This is a genomic window from Cryobacterium sp. TMT4-31 (genome assembly GCF_004403385.1).
Lineage (GTDB): Bacteria > Actinomycetota > Actinomycetes > Actinomycetales > Microbacteriaceae > Cryobacterium > Cryobacterium zongtaii.
The window spans coordinates 20,271-38,966 of record NZ_SOGI01000008.1 but is presented as its reverse complement, the minus strand read 5'-3'; the positions used below and the strand labels follow the sequence as shown (position 1 = coordinate 38,966).

15 protein-coding genes are annotated in these 18,696 nt (G+C 65.9%); 11 read left to right on the top strand and 4 right to left on the bottom strand.

Annotated elements, in window-relative coordinates; translation table 11 throughout:
• Nucleotides 1-47: 47 nt before the first annotated feature.
• Nucleotides 48-986, top strand: coding sequence for an AraC family transcriptional regulator (locus tag E3T19_RS01335; RefSeq protein WP_134407892.1), 939 nt, complete (start codon nt 48-50; stop codon nt 984-986).
• 385 nt (nt 987-1,371) lie between these two features.
• Here the strand turns inward: E3T19_RS01335 and E3T19_RS01330 are convergent, their stop codons facing one another.
• Together E3T19_RS01330 and E3T19_RS01325 are read right to left on the bottom strand one after the other, a co-directional pair.
• Nucleotides 1,372-4,773, bottom strand: coding sequence for a DUF11 domain-containing protein (locus E3T19_RS01330; RefSeq protein WP_166788760.1), 3,402 nt, complete (start codon nt 4,771-4,773; stop codon nt 1,372-1,374).
• A gap of 600 nt (nt 4,774-5,373) precedes the next feature.
• Nucleotides 5,374-6,951, bottom strand: coding sequence for a LuxR C-terminal-related transcriptional regulator (locus tag E3T19_RS01325; protein WP_134407890.1), 1,578 nt, complete (start codon nt 6,949-6,951; stop codon nt 5,374-5,376).
• 265 nt (nt 6,952-7,216) lie between these two features.
• On the opposite strand from E3T19_RS01325, the gene E3T19_RS19535 reads away from it, so the two are divergent.
• Nucleotides 7,217-7,585: a helix-turn-helix domain-containing protein gene (locus E3T19_RS19535; protein ID WP_134407889.1), complete on the top strand. Its 369-nt coding sequence runs from the start codon at nt 7,217-7,219 to the stop codon at nt 7,583-7,585.
• A 682-nt stretch (nt 7,586-8,267) separates the two neighbouring features.
• On the top strand, nt 8,268-9,152 hold the full coding sequence (locus tag E3T19_RS01315; protein WP_134407888.1) for a hypothetical protein: 885 nt from the start codon (nt 8,268-8,270) through the stop codon (nt 9,150-9,152).
• 3 nt (nt 9,153-9,155) lie between these two features.
• On the opposite strand, the gene E3T19_RS01310 is transcribed toward E3T19_RS01315, so the two are convergent.
• The gene (locus E3T19_RS01310) at nt 9,156-9,674 is read right to left on the bottom strand and encodes a GNAT family N-acetyltransferase (RefSeq protein WP_134407887.1); all 519 of its coding nucleotides are present in this window, start codon (nt 9,672-9,674) and stop codon (nt 9,156-9,158) included.
• On the bottom strand, nt 9,671-9,961 hold the full coding sequence (locus tag E3T19_RS01305) for a DUF1778 domain-containing protein (protein WP_134407886.1): 291 nt from the start codon (nt 9,959-9,961) through the stop codon (nt 9,671-9,673). The genes E3T19_RS01310 and E3T19_RS01305 overlap by 4 nt, the downstream gene beginning before the upstream one ends.
• A gap of 363 nt (nt 9,962-10,324) precedes the next feature.
• On the opposite strand from E3T19_RS01305, the gene E3T19_RS01300 reads away from it, so the two are divergent.
• From E3T19_RS01300 to E3T19_RS01265, 8 genes are all read left to right on the top strand, one after another.
• Complete coding sequence (locus tag E3T19_RS01300) at nt 10,325-11,332, top strand: LacI family DNA-binding transcriptional regulator (protein ID WP_241979909.1); 1,008 nt, start codon at nt 10,325-10,327, stop codon at nt 11,330-11,332.
• Nucleotides 11,333-11,437: 105 nt separating this feature from the next.
• On the top strand, nt 11,438-12,736 hold the full coding sequence (locus E3T19_RS01295) for an extracellular solute-binding protein (RefSeq protein WP_370294233.1): 1,299 nt from the start codon (nt 11,438-11,440) through the stop codon (nt 12,734-12,736).
• 55 nt (nt 12,737-12,791) lie between these two features.
• Nucleotides 12,792-13,745 (top strand): carbohydrate ABC transporter permease, encoded by a 954-nt coding sequence (locus tag E3T19_RS01290; RefSeq protein ID WP_134407883.1) that lies wholly within the window; start codon nt 12,792-12,794, stop codon nt 13,743-13,745.
• Between the two features lie 176 nt (nt 13,746-13,921).
• Nucleotides 13,922-14,713, top strand: coding sequence for a carbohydrate ABC transporter permease (locus tag E3T19_RS01285; RefSeq protein ID WP_241979923.1), 792 nt, complete (start codon nt 13,922-13,924; stop codon nt 14,711-14,713).
• A 10-nt stretch (nt 14,714-14,723) separates the two neighbouring features.
• Nucleotides 14,724-15,719 (top strand): glycosyl hydrolase family 32, encoded by a 996-nt coding sequence (locus E3T19_RS01280; protein WP_134407881.1) that lies wholly within the window; start codon nt 14,724-14,726, stop codon nt 15,717-15,719.
• On the top strand, nt 15,716-16,663 hold the full coding sequence (locus E3T19_RS01275) for a carbohydrate kinase (protein ID WP_241979907.1): 948 nt from the start codon (nt 15,716-15,718) through the stop codon (nt 16,661-16,663). Before E3T19_RS01280 ends, E3T19_RS01275 begins: the two co-directional genes overlap by 4 nt.
• A 267-nt stretch (nt 16,664-16,930) precedes the next feature.
• Nucleotides 16,931-17,737: a carbonic anhydrase gene (locus E3T19_RS01270; RefSeq protein WP_166788759.1), complete on the top strand. Its 807-nt coding sequence runs from the start codon at nt 16,931-16,933 to the stop codon at nt 17,735-17,737.
• A gap of 85 nt (nt 17,738-17,822) precedes the next feature.
• Nucleotides 17,823-18,677 carry an endonuclease/exonuclease/phosphatase family protein gene (locus tag E3T19_RS01265; RefSeq protein ID WP_134407879.1) on the top strand — a complete coding sequence of 285 codons (855 nt, stop codon included), beginning with the start codon at nt 17,823-17,825 and terminating at the stop codon, nt 18,675-18,677.
• Nucleotides 18,678-18,696: the final 19 nt, after the last annotated feature.

The window sequence follows — 18,696 nt, the reverse complement described above, 5'->3', positions numbered from 1 at the left end:
GATTCGGAATAACGCAATGTCCGTTTTAATTGCCCTATAGTTCGGATATGGCGACCGACCGGCTCTCAGACATCCTCGATCTCATCGAGGTGAGAAGTGTGGTGTCGGGTGGCTCGGCCGTGCGCGGTCGCTGGCAGACCCGCAACAACATCGACGACGACCTCAAGTTCATCGCGGTGGTGCGGGGCCAGGCCCGGTTGACGACCAACGGCCTGCTCGAGCCGCTCGAACTGAACGCGGGCGATGTCGTGATCCTGAACGGGCGATCGTGGCTGGCGCTCGAGGGCGGGGTCGGCGACGGCGAACCCATCCAGGTGCGACCGCCGTCGGCGGGCTCCGTGATGTCTGCCGAAGACGCGAATGCGGATGGTGCGGACGTGCTCATCGGCGGGCGGGTGGATTTGAACCCCACCGGCCGGGAGTTGCTCCTGCGCACGTTGCCGCCGGTTGTGCACATCGGTCTGGCGAGCCCGGTCGGCGCTGCGCTGCGCGGCCACATCCAACGATTGTTCGAAGAGATCGTGGCCGACCGCGTCGGGTCTGACTTCGCAATCCGCCAATACGGCCAACTGCTCGTGCTCGATGTCATCCGTGGATACCTGCACGACCCCGATATGCCGGCCGGCTGGTTGAAGGTGCTCACCGACGAACGTCTGCGGCCGGCTCTCGCGCTCATTCACGAGCAACCCGCCAAGGGCTGGAGCCTGGAGGACCTGGCCCGGGCCGCCTCCATGTCTCGCACCACTTTCGCAGGGCGGTTCCGCGACGCTGCGGGCACGCCACCCCTGTCGTACCTGATCAACTGGCGGATGCTGCTCGCTCAGCGTGAACTCCGCACCTCGGACACGCAGATTCGGGCGCTCGCTCTTCAGCTCGGCTATTCATCCGAAAGCGCGTTCAGCACCGCCTTCAAGCGTCGGGTCGGTGAATCCCCGTTGAGTTATCGTTCTCGCGCCCGCATCGAGCACGGCTCCGTGGCAACGTAGTGGGCGTCAGGTTCGGGTCTAGGCGCACTCGCCACCAGGTCCGGGCCGATCTCCTCCGAGGCCGCGCGGGAGGTCACGGCATCCGCCGGTTCAAGCCGGCAGCCCCCGGCGAGCTCGGTTATCCGGAAGCAGCAGCCTGGGACAGGCCAAACCGGCCAGCCGGCCACAGGGCAAGGGCATCACGATCGCCACCCTCACAGTGTCGGAGGCGTCGATCTACGGTCGATTCGGTTCCAGCACTTAGGTATACGCAGAGGGTCACGCCTTCAGTCATGGCGCCGGCTCGCACTCGGTGATCGCACGTCGCTCACATCCGCAGCACACGCGGAGGCGCCCCCGCAGCCAGTTGGGGAGCTGGCTGCGGGGGCGCTTCTGTGTCGTCAGATTAGGTGTGCTTGCGACGCACCATGAACATGGCGGCGGCACCGACAAGTATGGTCAACAGGCTGAAGAGTGCAGCCCCGCGCAGAAGGTCTGAGTCCACCCCGGTGTGCGCGAGTGCACCCACCGACTTCAGGGTCACTCTCACGTCGTCACGGTCGGTGATCTCCGGCCCCGTGGGAGGCGTCGCGGTGACGCTCGCCTTGTTGCTCACGAAGCCCGCCGACTTGTCCGCATCCGTAACGGCGTAGGTAGCGGTCGCCGTCACGGACGCACCCGGAGCAAGCTCACCCTGGGCGTTCGGCCACGCACCGTATGTGATCGCCGACAGGCCGCGCAGTTCATCAGCGATCGAGACGGATGTCAGCGACACGTTGCCCGTATTCGTCACGACGAAGGTGAAGGTGATCGTGTCACCGTGAACCACACCGGTCTTCACCAACGAGATCGCCGGGCCGTCGACGAGCGGCAGCTCGAACGTGTCCTTGTCGGAGACCACCGGCCCATGCGGCGGCGTTCCCGTCACAGTGGCCGTGTTGGACACGAGGCCGGCGTCAAGGTCTGCCTGCGTCAGGGTGTAGCTGGCCGTGGCCGTCACCGACTGCCCTGGTGCAAGCACACCGGCGCCAGCCGGCCAGGCGCCGTACGACACATCCGACAGCCCGTCGAGGGCGTCCTCGATGGATACCGAGGTCAGGGTGACGGTGCCCGAGTTCGTCGCGACGAACGTGTAGGCAATCGTGTTTCCACTCAGCACACCGGTCTTGACCAGAGACACCGACGGAGTCCCGCCGAGGGGCTGGTCGAACTCGTCCTCGTCGGTGACGATGCCGCCACCGGGCGGGGTTCCCGTGGTCGTCGCCGTGTTGTGCACGGTGCCGGCATCACGATCCGCCTGAATCACCGCATACGTCGCCGTTGCGGTAACCGACTGGCCCGGGGCGAGTACGCCCGTCGCGGCCGGCCACTCACCGTACTGAAGCTCCGACAGGCCCTTGAGCTCGTCAGCGATCGACACCGCCGTCAGCGTCACGTTGCCGGTGTTCGTCGCGGTGAACGAGTAGGCGATCGTGTTTCCATCCAGCACACCGGTCTTCACCAGATTCAGCGCAGGTGTGCCGTCCAGAGGCTGGTCGAAGTCGTCCTCATCAGAAACCGGCGGACCGCTCGGCGGCGTTCCCGTCGTCGTCGCGGTGTTGTCCACGGTGCCCGCATCACGGTCAGCCTGGGTGATCGCATACGAAGCAGTTGCGGTCACCGACTGGCCCGGGGCAAGAACACCCGTCGCGGCCGGCCACTTGCCATACGAGATCTCCGAGAGTCCCTCGAGCTCATCAGCAATTGTCACCGAGGACAGCGTCACGCTGCCGGTGTTCGTCGCGGTGAACGAGTAGGCGATCGTGTTTCCATCCAGCACACCGGTCTTCACCAGATTCAGCGCAGGTGTGCCGTCCAGAGGCTGGTCGAAGTCGTCCTCATCAGAAACCGGCGGACCGCTCGGCGGCGTTCCCGTCGTCGTCGCGGTGTTGTCCACGGTGCCCGCATCACGGTCAGCCTGGGTGATCGCATACGAAGCAGTTGCGGTCACCGACTGGCCCGGGGCAAGAACACCCGTCGCGGCCGGCCACTTGCCATACGAGATCTCCGAGAGTCCCTCGAGCTCATCAGCAATTGTCACCGAGGACAGCGTCACGCTGCCGGTGTTCGTCGCGGTGAACGAGTAGGCGATCGTGTTTCCATCCAGCACACCGGTCTTCACCAGATTCAGCGCAGGTGTGCCGTCCAGAGGCTGGTCGAAGTCGTCCTCATCAGAAACCGGCGGACCGCTCGGCGGCGTTCCCGTCGTCGTCGCGGTGTTGTCCACGGTGCCCGCATCACGGTCGGCTTGGGTCACCAGGTATGAAGCAGTTGCGGTCACCGACTGGCCCGGGGCAAGAACGCCCGTCGCGGCCGGCCACGTGCCATACGAGATCTCCGAGAGTCCATCGAGCTCATCCGCAATTGTCACCGCCGACAACGTCACATTGCCGGTATTCGTCGCAGTGAACGAGTAGGCGATCGTGTCGCCAGCGAGCACACCGGTCTTCACCAGATTCAGCGCAGGTGCACCAGCCAGAGGCTGGTCGAAGTCGTCCTCGTCAGAAACGGGCGGACCGCTCGGCGGCGTTCCCGTGGTGGTGGCGGTGTTGGCCACGGTGCCCGCATCACGGTCGGCCTGAGTGATCGCATACGAAGCAGTTGCGGTCACCGACTGGCCAGGGGCAAGAACACCCGACGCGGCCGGCCACGCGCCGTAAGAAATCTCCGACACGCCCTCGAGCTCGTCGACGATCGACACCGCAGTCAACGTCACGTTGCCGGTGTTCGTCGCGGTGAACGAGTAGGCGATCGTGTCGCCAGCCAGCACACCAGTCTTCTCCAGGGAGATTCCCGGAGTGAGTTCAGGCAAAGTGACGAGGGCCGGAGCCTCATCGGTCACGGCCGTTCCGGCCGGTGGGATGCCCGAGGTCGTCGCAGTATTCGACACTTCTCCCGCCGTGACATCGGCTTCTGTAAGGGTGTAATTCGCGGTCGCGGTCACCGATTGTGTCGGCTCAAGAACACCCGGAGCGCCGGGCCAGATACCGAACTCGATGGAAGACAGGCCCGGCTTCGGGTCGGCGAGCGTGACGTCGGTGAGGGCAACGGTCCCCGTATTGGTGACGGTGAACTCATAGTCCACGATGTCGCCGGCCGTTCCGGTCGCGCCGTCCGCGAGGGTTCCGGTCTTCTCCAGATCGATCGACGCACAGTTCGTGTTCACGATGCCGATGAGAGTGCTCGCCAGCGCAGCGAATCCGGCAAGGTGGTAGTCGTCGCCCTCGGCCGGTCCGGAGATCTGAGTAATGTGCTCACGGAACATCGCCAGCTGACCGCCCGCGATGTTGTCGTTCACACCGATTGGAACGATCCGGGTGCCCTCGCCCTTGACCACGTTTGCGCTGCTGACAGCAGCGTCGATGGTCGCCTGATTGGTGCTGTTTCCCGGGCCCTGGACGGGGTCGGCATACTGGGTGGGATTGCCGTCGGTGAGGAAGAAGAGCGCGTCGTAGTTCTCGGTCGACCCGGCAATGGCTGCGAGACCGCGGTCCCAGTTCGTGCCGCCCTGGGCGGGAACCGGACGCTGCAGGCCGTTGACGTACGACACGATCGCGTCGACGCCGGCGGCGTCGGCCACCGACGTCAGCGGCAGCGGCGCGTTGGCTCCACCGTTGGTGGCCGGCGCGTTCGACGCGAAGTTGCTGACCGCAAAGCGAACCGGGTAGCCCTCGAGCGCGTTCGCGAGCTCGGCGAGCTCTTCTCGTGCCTGCTGAAGCTGCGGGTCGGTTACCGAGTTGGACAGGTCCAGGCTGATGGCGAAATCCACTTCGCACTGTGCCGCCATGGCCGGGTTCGGGGCCGCAGGCACTGCGGACTGTACTGCGAATGCTGCCGAGGCACCGCTGATCGCCAGCACCGAGGCGAGGGTTGCCGCCACCGCCCCGCGCGCGACATGTCGCGTATTTCTGTGTCGTGCGGATGAATCAGGACGTAGTCGTCTCACGTGATCGGGTCTCCATGGTCGATCGGATGGCACAGCACATACGGAGAACGGCCATGCCCGGCAGCTGGGTTACTGCCGCCCAATGCTCGCCTCTCCCACGCCCGCACCAGCTCGGATTCTGCGAATTTCACCCGCCACTTCACCCTTTTCCCGGCAGGCGATCTGTGGCGCGCGTCGCGGCCGGACACCCTCCCCTTGGGGGACAGGAATCTGCAATCTGGCTGATGAGGCGGCAATTATCGCATCCCAGGCCAGAACAGGTGCCGACAGGCGGCAAAGCGGCCATTGCGAACCGGGCGGGGTGGCCTTCATCGACTCGTCGCCCCAGCGGCTGAGCTCGGAATCATGGCGCTGTCGATGCCCAAAACCGAGAGATTCGGCTTGGCTGCGCTTGCCTTCTTCGGCGCGGTTGACGGTTTGTGGTCAGGCGAGCAGGTGAGGTGCCGACGTAGCGACTCGAATGGCACCGTCTCGGTCGTTCACTTCGAGTTTTCGATAGATCGACTTCAATTGGGACTTGATCGTGTTGGGTGACAGGTGCTCCGCGGCAGCGATCGCCGCGACGCTTCGCCGTTGCACAAGGTGGCGGAACACGACTCGTTCGCGTTCGCTGAGTTGCACGGTCGGGGGTGCGGTTACCGCGCTTGTACGAGCGTGGAGTTCGCGGAGCATGCGCGGTTCGAGCGCCGCCCGGTGATTGGAAAGCAGTGTCGCTTGTTCGGAAGCGGTCAGGCGCAGCAGCACGATGCCGAGTTTCTCAGAGGCCACGAGGTCGATTGCCGCCGCGAAGTGCCCCCGTGCCTCCTCGATCTGGCCGAGCTCGAGCTTCGCCGCGGCGACGAGCACCAACAGTTCGACGGTGACGCGAGGACTGATCAGAGTCTGGGACAGTCCCGGAGTTGCGAGCACGAGAGCCCCCCGGGCGTCTCCCCGCCGGAGAGCAGCCCACGCACGAACGAGGCGCACCGGATCGACCGCGGCGGGAAGGGTGACACCGTCGAGTTGCGCGATCGTCTGAGTCGCCGAGCCGACATCGCCAAGCGCCAATTGCAACTCAGCGACCGCCATCGTGGACAGCCACCCGTTCAGGCCGCTCGAACGCAGGCGCTCTGGCTGAGTTGACAGTGTCGCGCCGACGCGGGCGAGCTGCTGCTGAGTTTGACCGGAGGCTCTGGCCAATGCGGATTCGACAAAGAGCCTGAACGCCCAAGACTCCCGGTCGATGTCGGCCGATGGCGCGGCATCCAGTGCCTCTTGCGCATCTTCGAAACGCAGATCATTTACGGCCAGAAGGGCGCGCGCGAGTGCGCCCGCCGTCAATACAGTGTCAACGGCCGTCGCTTCCGCTGGACCATCTTGAGTCTCACGCCCGGCTCCCGGCTGGCGGCTCAACCACTGTTCAGCGACACCTCGGTTGCCGGAGAGCGCGTAGTTGAGCGCCAACGAACCCGCCGCCTCCGTGACGATCCGCTCGTTGTCGAAGGTCAACGCTTCATCGAAGGTGCGTTCGTAGGCACGGTTCGCATCGATCAGCTCGCCTCCCAGTTCGAGAGTGATCGCCCATTGCAGCCGAATGTCAGGGAGCACCGGTCGGATGGATGCGATCGCTTCGTCGGAGACGTCGGCGATCATCCCGTGCGCCTCGCGCACCAAAGCCACCGCTTCGGCCATGTTGCCCTGGAACCGTGCGGACACGCTCCGGCTCGTGAGGTCGACGAGGATGTCGAGCAGGCCACGGGGAACGGGTGCTACCCGATGCTGGAACCGAAGCGGGCGGCGATCGCCGCTCACCGGCAGGTAATTCACGTAGGTCTTCGCCGCAACGAGCCGCGGGTTATCGGCAAGAACCTCGGCCGGGAGCGCATTAATCACTTCCAAGAGGAGGGCCTGATTCGTCTGTGTGAGAGCTACCCAGTGCGTCTCGACTGAGTCGATTGCGGCGGACCACGCCTGCTCGCTCAGCGCAGCACGCAGCTCTTCTTCAAACGACGAATCCCCCATAGCGAATCATTGTACGAGGGTTTTTCCTTCGCCTGGGCCCCCAGAAGCCGGGGGCTGCGGCGTCCCCATCCTCCCGGCGTGCGGTGCGAGAACACACCAAATATCGCGTTGGCGACGCGTCCACCAAAGCACCGCAGATCGTCACGACGGCCCGGCCGCGACCTGCCCGAGTTTCTCACCGCCGCCGGCATGACCCCGGGCGCCCCGATCCGCACGCCGTCCGACGTGTACCGGGTGGGCGCTGATCGCCGAGGTCCTGCAGCCGATGGAGCGCGACACCACCACCGCCAGCCTGCTCGCCGCCGCCGGCGCCGCCTGGCACCTGATGGCCCTGCTCGCCTCCGACCGCTCCACCGGCGACGGCCACTACGCCACCATCGACCGGGCCGCCGAATACCTGCGCGCCCACATCGACGACCACGTGAGTGTCGCCGCGGTCGCCGCCATGTCGCGCCTGAGCGGCTCCCACTTCGCCGCCCTCTTCAAGAGCCGCATCGGCTACCCCGCCCTGCAATACCAAACCCAGCTCCGGATGGTCCGAGCCCGCGAACTCCTGGACACCACCGACCCGTCCATCGCCGCGGTCGCCGCCTCCACGGGGCTGCCCCGACTGGTGACCCAATGCGGTATCTGAATCGCATGCCAAGCCGCTCATCGCGCCGTCCAGAAGGCCGACCGAGTTCGGGCCACGTCCCGCTGAGTGGTGAAGGACTCAACTTCTTCGGCGGACTGCCTGCTCGTCGATCGCTTTGGGGCACCCGACACCAAAGACCTGCGGGACACATCTGCGCTTTACGCGATAGCCAAGGCGACTGGGAATAGAGTTCAAGTGTGTCTCAGGGCCATTTGGGATCAGGGGGGGGACATCAATGAGTCGGCCGGACCAGCGCGATCACAAGGTGATTTCCTTGTTGGCGAAAAGTTGCGGCGACTCAGGCCACATAGAGTGTGGCGATCCAGAACGCTGCGACAAGTTGTCCGCTTCAGCACCGGCAGCACCAGGGAGCAGCTTCGATGCGTTCAGCCAGTATTTGAGTGTTGAGCAGACTGAGCCGAGCGCAAGGTGGTCAACTGCGGCACTCATGAGATGCGCAAAGGAGCTCTTCTTATCGTCGCCTTGGGCACCGGACGCATTTCGGCGGACAATTTGGCTGACAGGCGCACTCGCCCGGCTTGCCGAACGAGGCTTCCCCGCTGACGCGCTTCTGAGGACGTGCCTGTCGTCCGCACTAAGGCGCCGCATCTGTTTCGACGTGGCCACTGCCTGGCATGCGGCGAGCACGGGTGCGGTCGACCCGTCTAACCTGCCACCTGGGATGCAGGACTGGTTGCGATTGTTTGATGCAGCCCTAGCCGATCTGGAGGGCGACAGATTCAAGCTGGCCCTCGAAGAAGTCCTGGCTGCGGCGCGCACTGGCACGCTCAACCAAGTTGTCACGTCTTGGATGGACGACACCGCCGTCTCCCACCTGATTGCCTGGAACATAGCTGATGTGTTCAGGTCAGACGTGCGACCGCAGGATTGCATAGTCCGAGGGGGACGCGAGGCGACTGTTTGGATATTCGAGCGCTTCGCGCACACCTACCTGACTGAGTGGTCGCCGTCCAGCATTTCCTGGGAATTAAGTTACATATCACAACCAATTGCTGTGGCGGCTGGCGCGGGCATTAATCCAGCAATTTTAGGGGAGCGCGAAGTCGAATCGGACGCCCTAATCGCGGAGCTCGTGACTCGTAACTCGGCGGCAAGCGTCGAAGCCGGAAGACGTTCCTTTGCGGGCATCGACATCTTGGAGGTCCTCGAGCAGATCGTTCATCTCGCGCGAGCGAACGACCTCGTACAGGCTCAAAGTCTCGCACGTGAGTCCTCAAAAAAGTTTCCCACTGACCCGCACATCCGGAATGCTTTTGCATTTCTCTTGGTCGCGACCGACCCGTTTCACGCTGCGGAGTTGCTAACTGACACGGAGCTGGAACGTCTAAATCCATTGATAAACAGCATCAACCACGCATCATGCCTCTTGGCTCAAGGAAAGCGCACCGAATGTCTCATGCTCTTGGAGGCGTTGCAGGTTACTGAGGACGACACCCGCTCAGGTTGGCTTTGGGCGCCCGAATCGCTGATGCGAGATCAAGCCCCTGAATTGCGTTATTACGCTGTGACTGAGTGGATATCCGCCGCACGCACCGTCGCCATTTGAATCTCAGGCCGTCGCTTCGGCGGCATAGACCGAGGCGATTTGTTTCATCGGGATAACGAGCTGAAGGTCGTCCACGGGCGACGGATAGCAATCCACGTGATGCTCGTAAAACGATCGGGCGTCGCTGTCTCTGGCGTGAATTAGCACAGCCATTGCCCCCACGCTTTCGCTGATCTGAAGCGACCGCCGCAGGGCATCTTCCAGCAGTGCCGCTCCTATGCCCTGACCCGAGTAGCTCGAATCAACCGCGAGACGCGCGATGAGAATACATGGAATCTGCTGGGGTGCGCTTTTCTGCAATCCGCCCGGAACTTCTTCCCGAGAGATCGCAGCGACGGTTATCGCATAGTAGCCAACGACGACACCATCGATGCACGAGACATAGGTTACCGCGCTATTGGCCTTCTGATTTTGGTGCGCATAGCGTCGTAACCATACGTCAAGCTCATCAGCCCCAGAAGTGAATGACTCACGTACATCGGATCGTGCGAGCTTCCTCGGAACAGAGGGTTTCGGAGTCACTCGGCAAATGGAGTTGGTCGGCGAGAAAGTCTTTCGAGCTTACTGTCCTTAGGAATGGGGACGTCGAGTAGCCGCTCAAATTCGTCCCACTGCGCGTCAGTCGCGACGAACCACCTGCGATCGGCAAGGATTCGCTCCGCCTCTTGGCTTGCGATTTCCAAAACGAAGTCGGTTACTGTTCGATCAGTGACTTCTGCTGCGCGTCGGATCAGCTGTTCTTGTCTGTCCGTGGCGCGAACGTTTATTCTTTGGTTCTTAGATGGGCGCGTGGGAGTCTTGGCATTCATTGTTGCCTCCTGTGTACATCCATTGTGCGTACGAGGTTGTCGATTGTCAACTCCTGTTGCCCAACTTGAGGCAGCAGTCCCCAGGGATCACCCCGGCCGCTGATTTGAAGGCCCTGCAGAGCGAGTCAGCAGGCGCATTCCCCATGCGTCCACGTGATGGATGGTCGCGATATCGCCTGTCGGGACCCCACCCACACCACACTCGAATGTCCACACTGCGCCACCCGGCGAGGCCGCAGCTAAGAGCATCGCCTCCGCGGAAGAGACAAGAGAAGCTCTTGACATCCACAAAAACGTTTATGTAAGCTCTCACCCACATCAACAAAAACGTTTTTGGGAATGGGTTCAATGATGAGCAAGCGTGTGGGAATTCGAGAGGTCGCGGCCGCGGCCGGCGTCTCTGTGACGACCGTGTCGCACTCGCTCAGCGGCGGCGGACAGCTCAGCGACGCCACCCGGGAACGCGTGAAGTCGGTGGCCGAGGGCCTCAACTACGCACCCAACCGGCTTGCCAGCGGCCTCCGCAGCAAGCGCTCACAGATCATCGGCTTCGTCAGCGACGAGATCTCCACCACACCGTACGCCGGCAACGTGCTGCTCGGCGCGCAGGAGGCCGCCGCGGCCAACGACCAGGTGCTCATGGTCGTCAACTCCAACCGCAACTACAAGGTCGAAGACCTCGGCATCGAAGCGCTGCTGCAGCACCGGGTCGACGGCATCATCTACGCCCGCATGTACCACCAGGCGGTGGAGCTGCCGGGGGCACTGAGCGGCATCCCCACCGTGCTGCTCGACGCATCCAGCGACCGCACCGACCTGTCCTCGGTGGTGCCCGACGAGGAGGGCGCCGCCCACACGGCCATGGAGCACCTCATCGAGGCCGGGCACCGCCGCATCGGCTACCTGGGCAACGTCGACGACATCCCCGCCACCCGCGGACGCCTGGCCGGGTACCGCGCCGCCCTGACCGAACACGGCATTGCCTTCGACGAGTCCCTCGTCACCGTGAGCGAGTCGATGACCGCACCGGGCCGCGACGCCGCCAGCCGGATGCTCACCCAGCCCGACCGGCCCACCGCGCTGTTCTGCTTCAACGACCGCATCGCCATGGGCGCGTACCAGGCGGCACAGCTGGCCGGCCTGGCGATCCCAGACGACCTGAGCATCGTGAGCATCGACAACTTCGAGGTCCTGGCCGACGCGCTGCTGCCCGGACTGACCTCCATCGCGCTGCCCCACTACGAGATGGGCCGCTGGGCCATCGAACGGCTCGCGGCCGAGCTCGCCGGCGACGCCGAGTCGGCACCGCAGCAGATTCGCATGCACTGCCCACTGGTTCAGCGGCAGTCAGTCGGCCCGCCCCCGCGATAACGCGGCGACGAGCCGACCTCCTCTACTTCGCGACCGCTGGAACGGCCGCGACGATCGGCGCCTCCGCCGAAACACCCCCAACCCAACCGATAAGAAGGAATGAAGATGCGACACGCAAAGAAGCGCCTGATCGTAGCGAGTTTAGTCGCCACGAGTCTCGTTGCCACGATGGCCGGCTGCGCCAGCGGCGCCGCTGGCGGCGGCTCCGATGGCAACAACGGCGAACTGACCGTCTGGACCCACAACGGCGGCAACGTTGAAGAGCTCGCCGCCGTGCAGGCCATCGTCGACGGCTACAACGAGAGCCAGGACAAGACCACGGTGAAGCTGCAGGCGTTCCCGCAGGCCTCCTACAACGACTCGGTCATCGCGGCCGCGGCATCCGGCAAGCTGCCCTGCATCGTCGACATCGACGGCCCCAACGTGCCCAACTGGGCCTGGGCCAAGTACCTCACACCGCTGGACCTGAGCGTGGATCTGGACGAGAACCTGCCCAGCACCCTGGGCATCTGGAACGGCGAGACCTACTCGGTGGGCTACTACGACGTGGCGCTGGCGATGTTCGCCCGCAAGTCGGTGCTCGCCGAGAACGGCATCCGCCAGGCCACCATCGACCAGCCGTGGACCCAGGCCGAGTTCGGTGACGCTCTGGAGAAGCTCAAGGCCACCGGCACCTGGACCAACCCGCTCGACATCGGCACCGGCGATGTGGGCGAGTGGTACCCCTACGCGTTCTCCCCGCTGCTGCAGTCCTTCGGCGGCGACCTCATCGAACGTGACGAGTACCAGTCGGCCGAGGGCGTGCTCAACGGCCCCGAAGCCCTCGAGTGGGCCGAGTGGATCCAGTCCCTCGCCACCGACGGCTACATCGCTACCAAGAGCGGCGCCGACTCCGCCCTGGACTTCCAGAACAACGTCACCGCCATCCAGTACGGCGGCAGCTGGGCGGCCGCCAACAACGCCGCCGCTGTCGGCGACGACCTGGCCGTGATGCCCTCCGTCGACCTCGGCGAAGGCACCAAGATCGGCGGCGGCTCCTGGCAGTGGGGTGTGACCACCGGTTGCGCCGACACCGAGGCGGCCATGGACTACCTCTCCTACTCGCTCTCCCCCGAGAACATCGCCGCGGTCGCGGTGGCCACCGCCACCATCCCCGCCACGGATGCCGCCGCCGCCCTGGTGCCCGGCTTCGAGGAGGGCGGCAACCTCGCCATCTTCCGTGAGTTCTCCGCGAAGAGCGCGGTGCTCCGCCCCGAGACCCCGGCGTACCCGTTCATCGCGACGGAGTTCACCAAGGCCACCCAGGACATCATCAACGGCGGCGACCCGCAAGAGACCCTCGACGCGGCGGTCACGGCCATCGACGCCAACATCAAGTCCAACGGCGGTTACACGCAGAAGTAGTCGACCGCGGGGGCGCAGCCACGCTGCGCCCCCGCTCTCGCTCAGGGAGACTCTCATGACCAGCACGATCGAACGACCCCCGGCGGCCCCCGCCGCCGGCCGCCCGGCCCGGCCCAGCCGGCCTAAACGGGACCGCACCAGCAAGACCGAAAACCGCGCCGGACTGGCCATGCTCGCGCCCGCGGTGCTGCTGCTGGCCCTGTTCATCTTCGTCCCCGCGATCCTCGCGTTCGGGCTCGCCTTCACCAACGCCCGGCTCATCTCGCCCTACCCGGCCACCTTCGTGGGCCTCGACAACTTCGTCCGGCTGTTCGCGGATGCCGCGTTCTTCCGGGCGCTGATCAACGTCGGCTACTTCGCCCTGGTCGTCGTTCCGCTGCAGGCCGGCCTCGCCCTGGTGATGGCGATCCTGGTGAACAAGAAGGTGCGCGGCACCACGTTCTTCCGCACGGTGTACTTCCTGCCGGTGGTCACCTCGATGGTCGTCGTGTCGCTGCTCTGGCTGTTCATGTACCGCCAGGACGGCCTGATCAACGTGATCATCGACCGGGTCACGGTGGGACTGGTCACCGGGCCCGACTGGCTCAACGACACCACCACCTCGATGCCGGCGATCATCCTGATGTCGGTTTGGCAAGGCGTCGGCTTCCACATGATCATCTGGCTCTCCGGGCTGCAGACCATCCCCGCCGACCTCTACGAAGCGGCCGACCTCGACGGCGTCTCACCCTGGCAGCGATTCAGGTACATCACCTGGCCGGGCCTGTCCGCCACCCGCAGCCTGATCCTGGTGACCATCACCATCCAGGCGCTGAGCCTGTTCACCCAGATCAGCGTGATGACCCAGGGCGGCCCGCTCAACTCCACCACCACGGTGGTCTACGAAGCCGTCGAATCCGGCTTCGCCCAGCAGGAGACCGGCTACGCCTCGGCGATCTCCCTCGTGTTCTTCGTCATCGTGCTGCTGATCTCCGTCGTGCAGCGCTTCCTCAGCAGAGAGAAGGCCTGATCATGGCGATTCCCCACATCTCTACAGCGCCAGCGGCCATCGCAGACGTGGCGCCGGCATCCGCCCCGCACGTGGTGCTCGGCCAAAAGACGGCCCGCAAGAAGCGCGTGATCGGCCTCGGCGGTTGGATCCTCCGGATCGGGCTGGCCGTCTTGTTCCTCTTCCCGATCCTGTTCATGTTCGTCTCGTCGCTGAAGCCCGACCAGCAGATCTTCGGCGACCTCTCGTCGATCGCCGCGTTCCTGCCCATCGGCAACATCTCGATGGACAATTACGCCGCCGTCTTCGACCGGGTGCCCGCCGCCCGGTTCCTGGTCAACTCGATCGGCATCTCGGCGATCACCGTGGTCGCAGGCATCCTGGTGAACAGCCTGGCCGCATTCGCGCTGAGCCGGATGCGGGTACGCGGCAAGACCGTCATCCTCACCCTGATCATCGCCACCCTGATCGTGCCGTTCGAGACCCTCGCGCTGCCGCTGGTGTGGTGGGTGAACCAGCTGCCCTCGTTCGAGCTGACCGAGCTGGGCTTCATGTTCAGCAAGGGCTGGATCGACACCTACCAGGTGCAGATCATCCCGTTCGTGGCCAACGCCTTCTCGATCTACCTGTTCCACCAGTACTTCGAATCGATCCCCAAGGAACTCGACGAGGCCGCCCGCATGGACGGCGCCGGCTGGTTCCGCATCTACCGGCAGGTGGTGATGCCGCTCTCCGGCCCCGCAATCGCCACCGTCGCCATCCTCACCTTCCTGCCCGCCTGGAACTCCTACCTCTGGCCGCTGATGGTGGTGCAAACCGAGGAGCTGCGCCCGGTGATGGTGGGCGTGCAGTACTTCTTCCAGCTCAACGTCTCCTGGGGCGAGGTGATGGCGTACTCCACGCTGATCACGCTGCCCGTGGTGGCCCTGTTCATCGCTTTCCAACGCTCATTCGTCAACAGCATCGCGTCCAGCGGTGTGAAAGGTTAGGCCGGTTTTCATGTCGCTCCAACTGCCCGATAAGTGGATCTGGGACTCCTGGTACGTTCAGGTCGACGGTGTCACGCACGCCTACTATCTGCACGCCAGCAAGGCCCTGGGAGACCCCGAACGCCGGCACCGGCACCCCATCGTGGGCCACGCCGTCAGCACCGACCTCACCAACTGGACCGTCGTTGAGGACGCCCTGATCATCTCGGATGCTCCCGCGTTCGACGACGCCACCACCTGGACCGGCTCCGTGGTGCAGGCCGACGACGGCCTCTGGTGGATGTTCTACACCGGCACCTCCCGCACCGAAGACACCATGGTGCAGCGCGTCGGCGCGGCCACCTCCCCCGATCTGCTCACCTGGACCAAGGTGTCGACCGAGCCGCTCGTGGAGGCCGACCCGGCGTTCTACGAGACGCTCGACCTGTCGGTCTGGCACGACCAGGCCTGGCGCGACCCGTGGGTGTTCCGCTTCCCCGGCGAGAGCACCTGGCAGATGCTGATCACCGCCCGTGCCGCATCCGGCGACCCGCGGGTGCGCGGCGTGCTCGGCCACGCCACCAGCTCCGACCTGCTCCATTGGACGGTACAGCCGCCGCTCAGCCAGCCCGGCCAGGGCTTCGGCCAGCTCGAGGTGTTCCAGTTCGAGATCGTCGACGGGGTGCCGATCCTGCTGTTCTGCTGCGGTGTCTCCGAGCTCTCGCCCGAGCGCCAGGCGGCCGGCGAAGTGGGCGGCGTCTACAGCGTGGCTGTGGATGCGCGGCTGGAGCAGGTGGACTTCACCGGCTCGGTGCTGTTCGACCGCACCGACCTCTACGCCGCCCGACTGCTGCGGGATGCCGACGGCGGCTGGGCGCTGCTCGGCTTCATCAACATCGTCGACGGCGAGTTCGTCGGCACCCTCAGCGACCCGATCCCGGTCACGGCCGATCCGGTGCGGGGGCTTGTGCACCGGCCGGCGCTGGACTCGGCCGAGGCGCCGGCCTTCGCCGCCGCGGTGCTGTGAGCGGCGGTGCGGTAACCGGCACCTACCGGGCCGAGCGCCGAGTGCTGGTGGTCGGCGAGGCACTGATCGACCTGGTGCAACGGGCCGACGGCTCCCGGGACGAGGCGCCCGGCGGCAGCCCCGCCAACGTGGCGCTGACGCTGGGGCGGCTGGGCCGGCATCCGCAGCTGCTCACCAGCCTGGGCGAGGACGACCGCGGCCACGCGGTGCGGACCTGGCTCGAGGACTCGGGGGTACAGGTGTCTGCGGGGAGCGCGACAGGGGCGCACACCTCCACCGCGACGGCACTGCTCGATGACGCGGGGGCGGCCACCTACGAGTTCGACCTGGCCTGGGCCGTGGATGTGGCGCTGGCGGGCCCGGCCGATGTGCTGCACATCGGGTCGATCGCCACGGTGCTCGAGCCGGGCGCGTCCGACGTGGCGCACCTGGTGGAGGCCCGCCGCGCGACGGCGACCATCACGTTCGATCCGAACATCCGTCCGGCCCTGATCGACGATGCCGCGGCCGCCCGGTCGCGGGTGGAGCAGCTTGTGCGCCTCGCCGACGTCGTGAAGGTCAGCGACGAAGACCTGCTCTGGCTGCACCCCGACCGCGAACTCGCCGACGCTGCCGCCTCCTGGCTGGCCGCCGGGCCCGCCGTGGTGGTGGTCACCCAGGGCGGGCAGGGCGCGTTCGCGCTCACCGCTCAGGGACGGGTGTGGACGTCGGCGCCCCGGGTGACGGTGGTCGACACCGTCGGTGCTGGCGACACCTTCATGGGCGCTCTCATCGACGGGCTGATCGACGCGGACCTGATCGGGGCCGACCGTCGCCAGGCGCTCCGCGACGTGCCGCTGGGGGTGCTGGAGAGCATCATGCGGCGAAGCGCCGCGGCGGCCGCCGTCACGGTGTCCCGCCCCGGGGCCGACCCGCCCACCCGCGCCGAGCTCGCCGCGGTGTAGTTCGCCTTGGTGTAGATCACGGCGGCGAAAGCCCGAGCAGCGCGCTCACTGCACCTCGTATGGCCCATTGCGCCCGCTATAGGGGGCGCGGTGGGCCATACCTGGTGCAACGACGAGGAAGGAACCCGGCGCGGTAGGTCGGAAGGCCCTACGCCGGCGGCAGCAGGGGTGCGGGTCGAGAGGATGATTCGGGAAGGCGGCTCTCGCAGGAGAGCGGCCACGCCACATGTTCGGTGTGGCGTTCTCTACGCAGTACGAGGAGTTCCCATGTCCGCACGATCCTGGCTCACCGCTTCAGCTCTCACGGTGGCCGCCGCCACCCTTATCGGCTGCGCACAGGCCGCTCCGGCCGAGACTGCGCCAACCGAGAGGCCAGTGGCCGAGCCGGCCCACTGGTCGTACGACGGAGACAGTGGCCCGGAATCCTGGGCCGGCTTGGACGACGCTTTCCAGGCCTGCGAGGCCGGCACGGATCAGTCCCCGATCGACCTGCCGGCGGCCGTTCCGGCACCGAGCACCAGCATCGAGCTGAGCGCCGAAGAAGCGGAGGGGGACGTCTTCGACAGCGGCCATGCCGTGGAGATCGAGACCGACGGGCAGGGCGAGACGCTCACGTTCGCCGACGATGACTACAGCCTGCAGCAACTGCACGCGCATGTGCCGTCGGAGCACACCGTGGCGGGACAGCCCGCCGCGGCCGAGCTGCACCTGGTGCATGCGGATGCGGACGGAAACCTGCTGGTGCTCGGGGTCCTGGTGACCGAGGGGGCGGCATCCGACGCGTTGACGCCGTTCATCGAGGCGGCCAGCCACCTGGCCGACGACGAGGAGGTGACGCTGGATCTCGCCGCCGTGCTGCCGGCGTCGCTGGAGAACTACGAGTACTCGGGCAGCCTGACCACCCCGCCGTGCACCGAGGACGTGCAGTGGGTGGTGATGGGTACACCGATTTCGATGTCGGCGGAGCAGATCGGCACGCTCGCGGGCGCGCATAACCACAACGCCCGGCCGACCCAGCCGCTTGGGGACCGCACCGTGGTGGGCGGGGCCGGGAAGGTCGAGATCACGGGGTAGAGGCTGCGCGTTAGAGACTGTGGGTTGAAGGTGCGGGGCCGCAGGTCGCGGCACTGGCGGGTCGGGCACGACGTACGCTGGCCTGATGACGGATGTTGCACTGATCGGCCCGGTGGCCGCACCCGAGCTGCACGTCATGACCTTCAACATCCGCCGGCGGTTCGCCCATCTGTTGCCCGGCAATCCTGACCGCTGGGAGAGCCGCAAGCCGCTCGTGCGGCGCATCCTGGTCGCCGAGCAGCCCACGCTGCTCGGCGTGCAGGAGGCTCTGGCAGACCAGGTGGAATGGCTGGCCGGCGCCCTCGGGCCGCATTACCGCGGCGTCGGTCGGGGGCGAAACGCCGACGGAGGAGACGAACGCTGCACCATCTTCTACGATTCCCGTCGCCTCGAGCTCACGGACTGGACCCAAAGCGCGCTGTCCGACACGCCGGACGTGCCCGGCTCCCGGTCCTGGGGCAATCGGGTGCGCAGGGTGCTGGTGTCGGCCGAGTTCACCGATCTCGCCACCAATGGGCGGGTGCTCGCGTTCAACACCCACCTGGACCACCACTCCTGGCGCTCCCGGCTGCGCGCCGCCGACGCCCTGTTGGGGCTGGTGCGCGCGGCACAGAGTGCGGAGCCGGCCGCCGCGATCGTGGTGACCGGCGACTTCAACGCCGACGCGGACTCGGCGCTGCACCGGCGGCTGACCCTCGATGGCACCCTGCGCGACGCCTGGCTCGCGGCGGCCGATCGGCTCACCCCGCAGTGGGGCACCTTCGGCCACTACAAACGACCGACACCCGGCGGCAAGCGCATCGACTTCATCCTGGCCGGGCCCGCTGTGACCGTGCTGCGCACCGGCATCAACGCGGTGCGGTTCAACGGCCTGGCGGCCTCCGACCACGAGCCTGTGCAGGCGGTGTTGCGCGCCGGCACCTCGCCGGCTCAGCCGTGAGGGCATCGCCCGGAGTCGG

What these genes read in the sequence shown, in the direction of transcription:
- E3T19_RS19535 (WP_134407889.1), top strand. Translation starts at nt 7,217, where the DNA reads ATGGAGCGCGACACCACCACCGCCAGCCTGCTCGCCGCCGCCGGCGCC.
- E3T19_RS01265 (WP_134407879.1), top strand. Translation starts at nt 17,823, where the DNA reads ATGACGGATGTTGCACTGATCGGCCCGGTGGCCGCACCCGAGCTGCAC.
- E3T19_RS01285 (WP_241979923.1), top strand. Translation starts at nt 13,922, where the DNA reads ATGTTCGTCTCGTCGCTGAAGCCCGACCAGCAGATCTTCGGCGACCTC.
- E3T19_RS01295 (WP_370294233.1), top strand. Translation starts at nt 11,438, where the DNA reads ATGCGACACGCAAAGAAGCGCCTGATCGTAGCGAGTTTAGTCGCCACG.
- E3T19_RS01290 (WP_134407883.1), top strand. Translation starts at nt 12,792, where the DNA reads ATGACCAGCACGATCGAACGACCCCCGGCGGCCCCCGCCGCCGGCCGC.
- E3T19_RS01280 (WP_134407881.1), top strand. Translation starts at nt 14,724, where the DNA reads ATGTCGCTCCAACTGCCCGATAAGTGGATCTGGGACTCCTGGTACGTT.
- E3T19_RS01315 (WP_134407888.1), top strand. Translation starts at nt 8,268, where the DNA reads ATGCAGGACTGGTTGCGATTGTTTGATGCAGCCCTAGCCGATCTGGAG.
- E3T19_RS01335 (WP_134407892.1), top strand. Translation starts at nt 48, where the DNA reads ATGGCGACCGACCGGCTCTCAGACATCCTCGATCTCATCGAGGTGAGA.
- E3T19_RS01305 (WP_134407886.1), bottom strand. Translation starts at nt 9,961, where the DNA reads ATGAATGCCAAGACTCCCACGCGCCCATCTAAGAACCAAAGAATAAAC.
- E3T19_RS01325 (WP_134407890.1), bottom strand. Translation starts at nt 6,951, where the DNA reads ATGGGGGATTCGTCGTTTGAAGAAGAGCTGCGTGCTGCGCTGAGCGAG.
- E3T19_RS01270 (WP_166788759.1), top strand. Translation starts at nt 16,931, where the DNA reads ATGTCCGCACGATCCTGGCTCACCGCTTCAGCTCTCACGGTGGCCGCC.